Raw genomic sequence first — 15,161 nt, forward strand, 5'->3', positions numbered from 1 at the left:
AGGCGGCCCGGTCTTTGGCCGCTGATTCTTCCTCGACCTTTCCATCTAACGTTCGTGGCATGCGTCAGGCACTCTGATGCTTAACGAATGATTAAATCGGGGAATATCTATCGTCTTGATGGCCTAGTTACGCAAGGCGATATGCCGTCTCAAAGGTACCGATACAGTACCTTTCTATCAGTTTTCTCTACGTCATCGCTGCGGGGAGTGCTCTCCGCGGCCGGGTTTTCGCGCGTCGCTTTTGGGGGTTACGGCTATGGTCAATATCGTCAGGCACGATCTCGAGTTCATCCTCCGCCAGATCAAGATCGCCGAAGCGCATTCCGGAGCGCATTCCTCCGACCCAACACCGCTCGACGAGATTTATGTCAACGCGGCCGGCGATGTCGTTCAGTCGACTGACGATGGAGCGGTTCTGGCCATCAGCCACCCGCTCGCCCCCTACGGCCTGCGGACCGTCGATGGCAGCTACAACAACATGGTCGCGGGCCGCGACCAATGGGGCGCCGCCGACAACTCCTTCATCCATCTGGCCGAGCTATCCTATCGCGACATTTATGAATCATCCGGCCCCGTTGTCGATGCCGATCCGCGGTTGATCTCAAACCTGATCGTCGACCAAACCCTCGCGAACCCGGCGGCGATCTACGCGGCTCTGGTGCATGCAGGCCTGAGCGGCGAAGCGCTCCGGTCGGCGCTGATCGACATCAACGACGAGTACGCCCCCGTCAAGGCAGCGGCCGCGGCGCGGGCGATCGCCAACGCTCCGGCGAATTTCGATCCTCAGGGCCAGCCGCTGCCGAGCTGGGCCCCGCTGAACGCTGAAGCGCTGCTTCTCGAAGCTCAGGCCGCGACCGCGCTTGCCGCGACCATAGACCTCGCCGAGGACTATGGCATCGAATTCGAGCAGACGACCCACACCATCATCCTGCCGAATGTCGCGCCGGACGAAGGCCTGTCGGCTCCTTTCAATTCCTGGTTCACGCTGTTCGGCCAGTTCTTCGATCACGGCCTCGATCTCGTCGCCAAGAAGGGGGACGCGATCTATATCCCGCTAAGCCCGGACGATCCGCTCTACAGGCCGGACTCGCCACACACCAATTTCATGGTGTTGACGCGCACCACGCCCGGTGCGGACAACCTGACGACCCCCTTCGTCGACCAGAACCAGACCTACAGCTCGACGGCGTCGAAGCAGCTGTTCATGCGCGAGTATGATTTCTCGACGGGCGTGCCGCTTGCGACCGGCAAGCTGCTCTCCGGCGAGAGCGGTCTCGCGACCTGGAAAGACGTCAAGGATCAGGCGAAGCTGCTCGGCTTCGATCTGACCGACGCCGATATCGGCAACATCCCGCTCTTTGCCGTGGACGAATACGGTGAGTTTGTTCGCGGGGACCACGGCTTCCCGCAGATCGTGATGGGTCTGGGCGGAGACGGCGCCTTCGGAGGCGGGGACGATATCCTCGTCGAGGGCAATCCTCTCGCACTCGTGCCCACGACGGGAGCGCTGCGTACCGGCCATGCCTTCATCGACGACATCGCTCACGCCGCCGTTCCGGTCTCGATCGGTGGGATATTGCAGGAGGACAGTGATTCCGCTGTCGGATATTCTGGCGGGTTCGACAACCGTGGCCGGCAAACATCGTATGACGACGAGTTGCTCGACGCCCACTATGTCACCGGCGACGGGCGCGGCAACGAGAATATCGGCCTCTCGGCGGTGCACCATGTGTTCCACTCGGAGCACAACAATACCGTCGATCAGATCAAGACCAAGGTGCTCGCCTCGGGCGATCTCGCCTTCATCAGCGAATGGCTTCAGGCGCCGATCACCGCGCTGCCTGCCAATCTCGCAACCTTGCAATGGGACGGCGAACGCTTGTTCCAGGCGGCCCGTTTCACGACCGAGATGCAGTATCAGCACCTCGTCTTCGAGGAGTTCGCCCGCAAGGTCCAGCCGGATGTGGACGCCTTCGTCTTCAACCCGTCGACCGATATCAATCCGGCCATCTTCGCCGAGTTCGCGCATGTCATCTATCGCTTCGGCCATTCGATGCTGCGCGAGACCGTCGATATCGTCGATGCCAACGGTTCAGATTCTGGCAGCCTCAAGCTGTTCAACGCCTTCCTGAACCCGCTTGCCTTCGGCTCCGCGACGATCGACCACGACAAGGCCGCCGGCGCGATCGTGCGCGGCATGACCAGCCAGGTCGGCAACGAGATCGACGAGTTCGTGACGCATGTCCTGCGCAACCAGCTCGTCGGCATCCCGCTCGACCTCGCGGCGATCAATATCGCTCGCGGCCGCGACACCGGTATGCCCTCGCTGAACGAGGCGCGCGCGCAGTTCAGGACGATCGCCAATGGCGACAGCCAGCTCGATCCCTATACGAGCTGGACCGATTTCGCCCTCAACCTGAAGAACCCGGCCTCGATCGTGAACTTCATCGCGGCCTATGGCACGCACGAGACGATCACGGGCGCGACGACCGTCGACGCCAAGCGCGACGCGGCGATGAAGCTCGTCTTCGGCGGTGAGGGTGCGCCGGCCGACCGCCTCGATTTCCTCAATGCCACCGGCAAATGGGCCGCCGGCTATACCAGCACGACGCCGGGTGAAGATCCCGATCCGGAGGGCACGCTCGGCGGCCTCAATCTCGTCGACCTCTGGGTCGGCGGCCTGGCCGAGAAGAAGATGCCCTTCGGCGGCATGCTCGGCTCGACCTTCTCCTTCGTGTTCGAACTCCAGCTCGAAAACCTGCAGAACGGCGACCGCTTCTACTATCTGTCGCGCGTCCAGGGCCTGAACTTCCTCAACGAGCTCGAGAACAACTCCTTCGCCAAGATGGTGCTGAACAACACCGATCTCGGCGAGACGGGTTACGCTCTCCCGGGCGACATCTTCTCGGTTCCTGATCACGTCATCTACATGGATGCCCGCGACCAGGCGAAGTTCGGGATCCCGGAGGCCGTCCAGGAGGACCCGTTCCTCCAGGCGCTCTCAGCCTTCGTCGAGCGCCGCGACGCCAACGGCAACCTGATCGAATATAAGCGGAACTCCAACGGCACCTTCGTCACAGACAACAACGGCGACGTCCTCCTCGCCAACAACACCGTGGGTGTGCAGATTGCGCGCTCGGTGCGCGTCAACACGGCTGATCACGTCCTGATCCAGGGCACGACGGAAAACGACATCATCGTGGCCGGCGGCGGCGACGACACCGTCTGGGGCCGTGGCGGCAACGACCGGATCGAGGCCGGCTACGGCGTCGACAAGATCCATGGCGGCGACGGCGACGACATCATCACCAATAGCGGCACCGATATCGGCGAAGTCGACATGCTGCATGGCGAGGCCGGGAACGACGTCATCCATGGCGGCAGCGGCCTGGCCCTGATCTTCGGCAACGAGGGCAAGGACGTCCTGATCACCGGGCCGGACGGCAAGGAGGCCTTCGGCGGCCTCGGCGACGACTTCATCCTCGGCGGCGAGGGCGGCGACTTCCTGCTCGGCAACGAGGGCGACGACTGGATCGAGGGCGGGGGCGGCTTCGACACGACGGCCGGCGACAATTCCGAACTGTTCTTCAACTCGACCATCCTCGGTCACGACGTGATGTTCGCCGGCACCGACGAACATGATTTCGACGCCGAATCCGGCGACGACATCATGGTCCAGGGCGAGAGCGTGATGCGCAACGAGGGCATGCTCGGCTTCGACTGGGCGATCCACAAGGGCAATTCGCAGGCGGCGGATTCGGACCTCCTCGTCCCGATCTTCACCACCGACCAGCAGGACATCCTGCGCGATCGCTTCGACGCGGTGGAAGCGCTCTCGGGCTGGGACAAGAACGACTCGCTGAAGGGCGACAACCGCGCCGCTCCCGACCAGGGAGACGGGGAGGGCGGTGCCGAGGGGGCCGGCGGCCTTGCCGGTGCCGAGAACACGATGGTCGGCCACCAGCTTAGCCAGGCAGGCGTCAATCGCATCACCGGCCTGAGGGAGATCCTCGGCAGTTGGGCCGCGCCCGCTCCCACCGGCCCCAATGTTGATCTCGAGGCGGTCGTCGCCTTCGACGACGGCAACATCCTGCTCGGCGGCGCCGGCAGCGACACGATCGAGGGCCGCGGCGGCGACGACGTGATCGACGGCGACGCCTGGCTCAACGTGCGCATCGCGATCAGCGACGGCGAGACCGAAATCGCGACGGTGGACAAGCTCGGCGATCCGGTCCGGCTCGTGCTCACCCCCGAGCAGAGGGCGGAGTTCACTCCCCAGCAGCTCGCCGTCTTCGACTCCTGGGTCGGTAAGCCGCTGACCAGCCTGATGCTGTCCGGCGCGATCAACCCTGCCCAGCTCAACATCGTCCGCGAGATCCTCACCCCGGAGAATGACGGCGGCATCGACACCGCGGTCTTCGGCGACGACTTCGCGAACTACACCATCACGCGGGACGCCGACGGCTCGCTCCTCGTCAGCCACATCACCGTCACCGCCGGCCTGGCCTCCGACGGCACCGACAAGGTCCGTAACGTCGAGCTGCTGCAGTTCGCCGACCAGACCATCGAGCTGACCCCGCCCCGGCTCCGGCTCAACGCCTTCGACCCCGGCGGCAACAGCGCCGACAACTTCGCCAGCGGCGGCTTCGCGGGCTCGAACGGCACGCGCGGCTGGGCGACGAACTGGAGCGAAAGCGGTGACGACGGCAGCGCCACCGCGGTGACGGGTCAGATCCGGATGACCGGCGGCGCCCTGCGCTTCGGCGACAACGACAACGACACCGGGCTCGGCAACGCGACGATCCAGCGCAGCGTCGATCTCAGCGGGGTCGGTGCGGCCACCCTCTCCTTCAGCTACGCGGAGAACAGCTTCGACGCGGGCGAGATCGTCACGGTCTTCTTCGCGGCCGACGGCGTCAACTTCGCGCCCGTCGAGGTGATCGACGGCGATTCGGGCACCGGCACGGCGACCATCCAGCTCGAAGGACCGTTCACGGCCAACGGCATCATCCGCTTCACGGTCAGCGGGACAAACAACAATTCGGGCCAGGATTCGGTCACGATCGACAACCTGTCGATCGCGGTCCAAGTGCCTGCCGCCGCGGCGAGCATCAACCACGAGGTGACCTTCGTCGAGGACGGCAACGCGGTCGCGATCGCGTCGCTGCCCGGCATCGTCGAGAATTCCGGGCTCATCAGCTCCGCTAGGATCGTGCTCACCAACGCACAGCCGGGCGACTCGCTGGCGGCACCCACCGATCTTCCGGGCACGATCACCCGCACGATCGACACCTCGGTCCCGGGCGTTGTGACCATCGTGATGACGGGCGTGGAGAGCATCGCCAACTACCAGGCGGCCATCCAGGCAGTCACCTTCAGCAACAACTCGCAGAACCCGAGCCCGGTCGACCGGATCGTGCAGGTCACCGTCGCCGACACGCTGCTCGACAGCAACGTCGCCACGACGACGATCCACGTCACGCCGGTCAACGACGCGCCGAGTGTGACCAACGACTCGATCTTCACCAACGCTGGGACGGCCCCCTTCGTGGTGCCGGAGTGGGCGCTGCTGGTGAACGACGCCGATCCGGAGGGAACGGCTCTCGATGTGACCGCGGTGGCCGTGGCCGGCAATACGCTGACCTCCGTCAGCCTCGCGGCGAACCCAGGCTCCGTCACCGTGACGGACAACGCCGCCGCCAACGGCACCTTCAACTACACCGCGAGCGACGGAGCGGCGACGGCCAGCGGCCAGGCGACCGTCACCCGCGACGTGGCGGGAGCGATCGACGGCAACGGTGGCGCCAACATTCTGATCGGCGACGGCGCCAACAGCACCTTCAACGGCGGCGGCGGCAACGACATCATCTTCGCCGGGGCAGGTAACGATACGATCAACTGGACGGCGACGGCCTTCGTGCTGGGGCCAATCGTGATCGAGACCGGCACCGACGGCCGCGACTTCGTCGATGGTGGCGCCGGCGCCCTCGATCGCTTCGTCGTGAACGGCAACGCGACCGCAGAGAACTTCGTGGTTTACGCCCGTGCCTCCGTGCCGGCCGCGCTCCTCGCGACGTTGCGTCCGGAAACGGAGATCGTCATCACCCGCAACGGCAACGTGATCGCGGAACTCGACAACATCGAAGAGATCACGATCAACACGGGGCAGGGCACCGACACGGTCCAGGCGGTCGGCGACTTCTCGCCTACCAGCCTGTCTTTCAGCACTATCACCATCAACGGCGAGTCCGGCAACGATACGGTCGACATCTCCAGCCTGCAATCTGCCCACCGCATCGTCTTCCGCTCGAACGGCGGCAACGACACCGTCGTCGGCACATTGCGGCCGCAGGACGTGATCGAGCTGGCTCAGGGAACCTCGCTCGCCGACTATACCAGCACAGCCAACGCGAACGGCACGACGACGCTCTCGAACGGCACGCACTCAATCACCTTCGCCTCAGCCGGGATTCCGGTAATCCGCGAGGAGCAGGAGCTGCCGCGCGGCGCCTTCGAGATGACGGCGCGCGATCTGGAGGGCCTCAAGAAGCTGGTCAACGGCCAGCTGCCGTTCGACGATGACGACGATGCCGAAGGCGCGCTTGGACCGCGCGAGGTTTCCGGACACGGCAACAACGAGGAGAACCCGCATTCCGGCCAGGCCGACACGCCCTTCATCCGGCTGACGGATGCGCGCTACGGCGCGGCCGATGCCTCGATCGGCAATCGCGACCTCAACCCGATCTATGACGGGCTCGATCCCCGGGCGATCTCGAACATTCTGGGGGCGCAGGAGGCAGGCCTGCCGCATGCCGGCAACGACGCCAACATCTTCTTCATGGCGTTCGGCCAGTATGTCGATCACGGCCTCGACTTCCTGCCGAAGAATGCCGCCAACGGCACGATCCAGATCGGCGCGCCCGGCACCGGCCATCCCGGCCAGGGCAACCCGGCCGACCTGACCCGCGGCGAGGTCTACGCCACCGAGGGCGGCGTGCCGCAGCACCTCAACAAGACCTCGGCCTATGTCGACCAGAATCAGGCCTATGGCTCGCACAACCTCGTCACGCAGTTCCTGCGCGAAGGCGACGGCAATGGCGGCCTGACCTCGCATCTGCTGAAGGGAGCGCCCGACCCGTCGAACCCGACCTTCAGCCTGCTGCCGACGCTGCGCGAGGCGATCCAGCATCATTGGGTCAACAACACGGTCTTCCACGACCCGTCGCTGCCTGGTGGCCAGATCGCCTTCCGCGACTATTACTCCAACTATCCGATCTCGGAGGGCGTCACGGGCGATCTGGTCGATCAGTTCGGTGGGTTCGATCCGCAGGTCTATTCGAAGCTGGCCGCCAATTTCATGGGGTCCGGCCAGGCCCTGCTGCTCGACAGCAATCCCTTCATCAGCCTGCTCGACCATTATGTCGCCGGCGACGGCCGCACCAACGAGAACTTCGCGCTCACCTCGATGCACACCATCTGGGCGCGGAACCACAACTTCCATGCCGAACAGCTCGAGGCCGCCGGTTTCGAGGGGACGGAGCAGGAGCTCTTCGACGCGGCCAAGATCATCAACGAGGCTGAGTACCAGCGCGTCGTGTTCAACGAATACGCCGACACCCTGCTCGGCGGATTGCGGTCTCGCGACGGCAGCACCGGCGGCGACCATGGCCATGACGGCTACAATGCCGAGGCCGATGCCGGTGTCAGCCACGAGTTCGCCGCGGCGGCCTTCCGCTTCGGTCACTCGCTGATCGGCCAGACTCTGACGGTGATGGATGCCAACGGGCAGCCCAAGCAGGTCAGCCTCGTCGATGCCTTCCTGAACCCGACCAACGACGCCTCCGCCTTCCCGAACCCGCTGCCTCCCGGCTACGTCCCGCAGCCCGGCTATGCGCAGTACGGCGTCGGCGCGATCCTGCAGGGTGTCGCGGCGCAGCCGGCCGAGGATGTCGACTTCAACATCGTCGACGCGGTCCGCAACGACCTCGTCCGCATCCAGGCCGATCTGTTCTCCTTCAACCTGGCCCGCGGCCGCGATGTCGGCCTGGGAACGCTGAACCAGATCCGCAACGACCTCGCGACCTCGACGAACTCCTATGTCCGGGAAGCGGTCGGGTTCGCCGGCAACATGTCGGCCTACCAGTCCTGGGAGGATTTCCAGCAGCGCAACGGCCTGAGCGACGCGGTGATCGCGCAGTTCAAGCAAGCCTATCCCGACCTCGTGCTCGACACGCCGGCGAAGCTGGCAGCCTTCGTCGCCGCGAATCCCGACATCCAGCTCGTCAACGGCAACACCGTGAAGGGCATCGACCGGGTCGATTTCTGGCTGGGTGGCCTCGCCGAGCAGCACGTCAATGGCGGCATCGTCGGCCAGACCTTCTGGGTCGTCCTGCACGAGCAGTTCGACCGCCTGCAGGAAGCCGATCGGTTCTACTACAAGGACCGCCTCGAAGCCTTCGACTTCTATGAAGAGTTCATCGACGGCCAGGAGTTCTCCGACATCGTCGCCCGCAATACCGGCCTGACCGATCTGGCCGAGCACATCTTCGAAGTGGATGACGAGGACGACGCCGGCAATGGCGGCGAGGACGACGACGAGGACGATGAGGACGACGACGGCACGCCGACCAATCCCGGCGATGACGACGAAGACGAGGATGATGACGACGAAGATGACGAGGATGATGATCCCGTCGGCTCCGGCGACGATGACGACGAGGATGATGAGGACGACGAAGACGACGACGACGAAGACGACGATGAGGATGACGACGGTGAGGACGACGAGGACGATGATGATCCGTCCTGCGGTTGCGGCGACGATGACGAGGACGATGACGGCCCCGGCACGCCGGCGCCCAATCCGAACCCGTCGACCGGCGGCGCCCTGCGCACCGGCACGGCCGCGGCGGACGTCCTGATCGGCACGGCGAATGCCGACAACCTCATCGGTCTCGCTGGCGACGACACCCTGATCGGCGATGCCGGTGCCGATGCGATCTCGGCAGGCGACGGAGCCGACTTCATCGATGCCGGCGACGGGCGTGACGTGGTCTTCGCCGGAGCTGGCGACGATCAGGTCTTCGGTGGCGGCGGTGTCGACATGCTCTATGGCGAGGCCGGCAACGACCGGATCTTCGGCGGAGCGGGCAACGACCTGATCGATGCCGGTGCCGGCAACGACACGGTGGTTGCGGGCGGCGGCGACGATCTCATCGTCGCAGCGGTCGGCGACGGTGACGACACCTATTTCGGTGATGAGATCGACGGCGGCAACGGCAGCGACACGCTCGACTTCTCGGCGATCACGGCGAACCTCACCGTCGATCTCGGCAACGGCCTTGGTGGACGCGGCAGCGCGGCGAGCAGCCAGAGCGGCAGCGATACGTTGTGGAGCGTCGAGAATGTCGCGACCGGCTCGGGCAGCGACGTGATCACGGCCAGCGACGCGGTGAACGTGATGGAGGGCGGTACTGGCAACGATACCTTCCGCTTCCTGAGCACCGTGGGTGCGGATGGCGACACGATCCTCGACTTCCAGCCGGGCGATCGCCTCGACCTCAGCGCCATCGACGCGGATGCCAGCCAGGCCGGCAACCAGAGCTTCACTCTGGCCAATGGCGGGAGCTTCACCACCGCGGCCCAGCTCACGGTCACCTACGAGACCCGGGCCGATGGCGAGTACACGATCGTCAAGGGCAACGTCGATGCGGCGACGGATGCCGAGTTCCAGATCAACCTGAAGGGCAGTCACAACCTGACGGCCAACAGCTTCATCGTCTGATCGAACCGGCAGCGGGTGGGCGGACCGAGGGGGCCGCCCACCCGTCCACCTCCATCACCAGCATTTTACGGGGGCCAGAATGGCACCGTCCAAGACGCTTTCATCCGCCCGCAAGCGCGACGCCGCCCGGCTGACGCGCGGCCTGCGCGGCATCGCCATCTTCCTGTTCGTGGTCTCGGGCCTCATCAACCTTCTGGCCCTGACCGGGTCCTTCTACATGATGCAGGTCTATGACCGGGCCCTGACGAGCGGCAGCATCCAGACGCTGGCGGCGCTCTCGGCGCTCGCCATCGGCCTCTATCTCTTCCAGGGCTGTTTCGACGTCATCCGCTCGCAGGTGCTGGTCCGTGTCGGCGCGCGGTTCGACAACGAGATCGCGCCGATCGCCCACCGCGTCACCATCGACATGCCGCGTCTGGGCTTCTCGACGGCGGAGGCGATGGAACGGGGGCGCGACGTCGACACCGTTCGCAGCTTTCTCGGCGGGCAGGGGCCCGGTGCCCTGTTCGACCTTCCGTGGATCCCGCTCTATCTCGCCTTCGTCTATTTCCTGCACCCCTGGCTCGGCGGGCTGACGCTCGCCGGTGCCATCGTGCTGACCTTCCTGACCTTGCTCAGCGAGGTGCTGACGCGCCGCATCAACAACGAGACGCGGCAGGCGGCCGTCGCGCGCGGCGCGATCGCCGACAGCAATGCCCGCAACGCCGAGGTGCTGAAGGCGATGGGCTTCGCGCCCCGCGCCGTCGCGCGCTTCGACGAGATCAATCGCGAGCATCTCCTGCTTCAGACCCGCTCCAGCGATCTCGGCGGCACCTTCGGCGCGATCTCGCGCGTGCTGCGCATGGTGCTGCAATCGGCGACGCTGGGGCTCGGCGCCTATCTCACGATCAAGGGCGAGCTTTCGGCCGGCGCGATCATCGCGGCTTCCGTCGCCTCCTCCCGCGCGCTCGCGCCCGTCGATCAGGCGATCGCCAACTGGAAGCCGTTCGTGGCGGCGCGCATGGCCTTCCAGCGCCTGCGCGAGACGATGACGGCGCTCAGCAAGGCGGTCGAGCCGATGGAGCTGCCGGCGCCGCGCCAGTCGCTGAAGATCGACAAGATCACCGTCGCCGCGCCGGGCAGCGGCCAGGTGCTGCTGAGCGACACGAGCTTCGACGTTCAGGCCGGCAAGGCGGTCGGCATCATCGGGCCGAGCGGCGGCGGCAAGACCACGCTCGTCCGGGCGATCACCGGCATCTGGCCGATCCTGCGCGGAGCCGTCCGACTCGATGGCGCCGAGCTGGAACAGTGGCCGGAGGAGACGATCGGCCGCCATCTCGGCTATCTGCCGCAGGAGGTCGCGCTGCTCGATGCCACGGTCGAGGAGAACATCTCGCGCCTCGCCGAGTCGGCCGAGCCCGCCAAGGTTGTCGAGGCTGCGACCGCCGCCGGCATCCACGAGATGATCCTGCGCCTGCCGCTGGGCTACAAGACCCAGCTCGGGCCGCAGGGCACGGCTCTCTCCGCCGGCCAGCGCCAGAGGATCGGGCTCGCCAGGGCGCTCTACGACAACCCCTTCCTCGTCATCATGGACGAGCCCAATTCCAATCTCGACGGCGAGGGGGAGGCCGCGCTCACGGCCGCGATCGAGCAGGTCAAGGCGCGCGGCGGCATCGTCATCATCGTGGCGCATCGCCCCAGCGCGCTGCAGGCGGTCGACGATGTCGGCCTGATCCAGGGCGGCAAGCTCGTTGCCTTCGGCCCGCGCGACAAGATCCTCGCGCCGATGCAGCAGCGCGCCGGAGCTCCGGCCGCGCCCGGCGCGCCGGCTCCTGCTTCCTCCGCGCCTGCGGCCAGCGCCGAGCGCAGCGTTTCCATGCCACGGGCCGTCGGTCTCGGTGAGCATCCGGCCGCCCTACACGGACGGGTGCCGGCATGATCTCGATCAAAGCAGCCAAACCCACCGAGCCGCAGCTTCCCGACGCCGCCCAGATCTATCGGAAGGCGCAGGAGGAGCCCGCCGCGAAGCCGCGCTGGCCAGGCGTGTTCGCACTCGCGTTCACGGCGGTCGTGCTCTACCTCAAAAGCCTGTTCCCCGGCCAGGCGAAGACCGATGCGTCGGCGCCCCCCGCCGCAGAGGACAAAGCCCAGGCCGGGGAAGCCGCCCGCAAACCCAGCGTCGCCGAAGGCGAGGAGCAGCGGCCGGATGGGGAGAAGGACGTCGACGAAACCGGCGCGCTCGGCAAGGAGCCGCCCGGGGTCAAGGCGATCGGCACGGGCGGCCCGGGCGTCGCGGTGCCGGGGCTGCCGGACTTCCTCAATATCGACTCGCGCTTGATCGACTACGACCAGCTGCCTCTGCCGCGCTATCCCTCGCCGATCTTCGAGGCCGGGCTTAGCTTCTCGGCCAATAACGACAATGGCGGGCGCGGCTTTGTCTTCACCGCCGTTTCAGGCGGCGGATCGGAGGGCGGTGGCTCGGGTGGCGGAGGTGGAGGCAGCTCCGGCCCGGGGCCGGGCGATGGTGATGGCGATGACGATACGCCGGAACAGCCGCGCAATCGCGCGCCTCGCGTGTCCGGCCCCGTCCAGCTCGTCGATATCGGCGGCTGCCAGACGCTGATGATCGCCAGCCTCGCGCTGCTGGCCGGCGCGACGGATGCCGATGCCGACCCGCTCTCCATCGTCGGAATCCAGGCGTCCCGTGGCCAGCTGACCGCAACCGAGGGCGGCTGGGTCTTCAAGCCGCAGAGCGGCTGGTACGGCGCGGTGACGCTGACCTACTGGATCAGCGACGGCGAGGCTCTCGTGCAGCAGACGGCGACGTTGCGCGTGCTCGAGTTCCTCGATGTGACCGGTACTTCGGGCGACGACATCCTGCTCGGCAGCGAATGCGCCGACCAGATCGCAGGCCTTGGCGGCGACGACGTGATCGATGCGCGCGGCGGCAACGACATCGTCGTGACCGGTGCTGGCGACGACCATATCGTCGGCGGTGCCGGCAACGATCATATCAATGCCGGGGAGGGCAACGACATCGTCTTCGGCGGCGCCGGCAACGACGTCATCGACGGCGGCGCCGGCAATGACAGCCTGCATGGCGGCGACGGCGACGACATGATCTATGGCCGGGACGGCAACGACACCATCACTGGCGGCCCCGGCAGCGACATCATCGACGCCGGCCCCGGCCATGACGAGATCGATGCCGGCGATGGGCCCGATCTCGTTCTCGCCGGCCCCGGCAATGACAGCGCGCGCGGCGGCGCTGGTCCCGATCGGCTCTTCGGCCAGGAAGGCTGCGACGAGATCAAGGGTGACGACGGCGATGATTTTCTCGACGGCGGCGCCGACAGCGATCAGGTGTCCGGCGGAAAGGGCAACGACTGGGTCGTGGCGACCAGCGATGCCGCCGACGATTGCTATGACGGCGGGGAAGGGTGGGACACGCTCGACCTCTCGGCGACCGAGCAGGGCGTCACCGTCGATCTGAAGCGCGGCAAGGCGGTCGGGATCGAGATCGGCAAGGACACAGTGATCGATTTCGAGGCCATCCTCGGCGGCAGCGGCGATGATTGTCTCATCGTCGGGGAAAAGGCCGCGACGCTCACCGGTGGTGACGGCAATGACCGCTTCGTCTTCGCCGTGGATGACGATGCTGCGCGCACCGACGACCTCGTCCATCAGATCCTCGATCTGGAGGCCGGCGATCGCATCGTCATCAAGCAATACCAGCTCCGTTCGCGCGACGATGACGACGACGGCGACGACGACCAGGGCGGGGATTCCGATGGCTTCGAGCAGGCCTATGGCGACAGCGGCGATGATCGCCCGTTCCGCTTCCGTATCGAGAAGATCGGCGAGAACGAGCGCACCTATGTCGATGTCTATGTCGAGGAGAGCGACGCCACGGACTTCTCGGTCGAGATCTACGGCAATCACAAGCTCTATTACGTCTGAGGCAGAGACCGGCCGCATGAACGGCCGGCGAGGGGACAATGCCGATGAACGCTCATAACCACGATTTCGCCGCCGTGTCGGGCAAGGCGGACAAGAAGGCGCAAGCGCGCCGCCTGAATTTCAGCCTGCGCGGCCATGTCGTCACCGGTGCGGCCGTCGCGCTGCTCCTGGTTCTCGGCTGCGGGGGCTGGGCGGCGAATGCAGCGCTGAACGGCGCCGTCGTCACGCAAGGTGCGGTCAAGATCGACCAGAACCTGAAGGAGGTGCAGCATCGCGACGGCGGCATCATCCAGTCGATCGCCGTGCGCCAGGGAGATCGCGTCGACGAAGGCCAGGTTCTTTTCCGGCTCGACGATGTCCAGACCCGGGCCGAGCTCTCGATCATCCGGTCGCAGCTGGCCGAGAATCTCGGCCGCAAGGCCCGGCTGATCGCCGAGCGCGACAATCTGGCGAGCGTGGCTTTTCCGACCGAGATTTCGGCACTGTCCGACGAGGTCGAGCATATCCGCGAGGGCGAGACCCGTCTCTTCACCGGCAACAAGGCCAACCGCGACAGCCGCAAGGAGCAGCTGGAAATCTCGATCGTCCAGTCGGGTGAGGAAATCCGCGGGCTGGAATCGCGGCAGGTCGCGAAGGTCGAGGAGCTCAGGCTCGTCGATCTCGAGCGCGCCAAGTACCTCAGCCTGTTCCAGAAGGGCTTCATCGACGGCGTCAAGGTCTTCAACATCAACCGCGAATGGGCGAGGCTGCTCGGCGAACGCGGCGAGATCGATGCCACGCTCGCCCGCGCCAAGCTGCGCATCAGCGACGCCCGTCTCCAGATCATCGCGATCGACGAGACGGCCCGCACCGAGGCCCAGCGCGAATTGCGCCAGGTCGAGGCCAAGGTCTCCGAGCTGAGCGACAGGCGCGTCGCCAACGAGGACCGGCTGGCGCGCATGGAAATCCGTTCCCCGATCGCCGGGACGGTCAACGAGCTGCTGATCTTCACCGTCGGCGGCGTCATCACCCCGGCGGCGCGGCTGGCCACGATCGTGCCGCAGAGCGCCAAGCTGGTCGTCGAAGTCCGCATCGCGCCCAGCGACATCGATCAGGTTCATGTCGGGCAGACGGCACGGATGCGCTTCTCTGCCTTCAACCGCAACACCACGCCGGAGGTCTCCGGCAAGCTGACCCATATCTCGCCGGCAACCACGAAGGACCCGGTGAACGGCCAGAACTTCTATGTCGGCGAGGTCCAGATCGAGGAGGCGGCGATCGCGCTCGGTGACCGTCGCCTGCTGCCCGGCATGCCTGTCGAGGTCTTCATCTCGACCGAGGACCGCACCGCGCTGTCCTATCTCGTCAAGCCGCTGCTGGACCACGCGGAGCGCGTCTTCCGGGAGCGGTGAACGGCACGGGCTCGGCTGACCGGCTATCTCGCCTGCGACGTGCGAGG

The 15,161-nt window shown here is 66.1% G+C and carries 4 protein-coding genes; all 4 read left to right on the forward strand.

Annotation, left to right across the window (positions count from 1 at the left end):
• Positions 1 to 256 precede the first annotated feature (256 nt).
• The 4 genes from WFK61_RS22260 to WFK61_RS22275 all read left to right on the forward strand — a co-directional run bounded on the left by WFK61_RS22260 (position 257) and on the right by WFK61_RS22275 (position 15,114).
• Positions 257 to 9,784 carry a peroxidase family protein gene (locus WFK61_RS22260; protein WP_336814251.1) on the forward strand — a complete coding sequence of 3,176 codons (9,528 nt, stop codon included), beginning with the start codon at positions 257 to 259 and terminating at the stop codon, positions 9,782 to 9,784.
• 79 nt (positions 9,785 to 9,863) lie between these two features.
• Positions 9,864 to 11,702: a type I secretion system permease/ATPase gene (locus WFK61_RS22265; RefSeq protein WP_336814252.1), complete on the forward strand. Its 1,839-nt coding sequence runs from the start codon at positions 9,864 to 9,866 to the stop codon at positions 11,700 to 11,702.
• Complete coding sequence (locus WFK61_RS22270; RefSeq protein WP_336814253.1) at positions 11,699 to 13,723, forward strand: calcium-binding protein; 2,025 nt, start codon at positions 11,699 to 11,701, stop codon at positions 13,721 to 13,723. The genes WFK61_RS22265 and WFK61_RS22270 overlap by 4 nt, the downstream gene beginning before the upstream one ends.
• Positions 13,724 to 13,767: 44 nt before the next feature.
• Positions 13,768 to 15,114: an HlyD family type I secretion periplasmic adaptor subunit gene (locus tag WFK61_RS22275; RefSeq protein ID WP_336814254.1), complete on the forward strand. Its 1,347-nt coding sequence runs from the start codon at positions 13,768 to 13,770 to the stop codon at positions 15,112 to 15,114.
• Positions 15,115 to 15,161: the final 47 nt, after the last annotated feature.

The sequence above is a fragment of the Allobosea sp. MMO-172 genome, from assembly GCF_037147855.1.
Classification (GTDB): Bacteria; Pseudomonadota; Alphaproteobacteria; order Rhizobiales; family Beijerinckiaceae; genus Allobosea.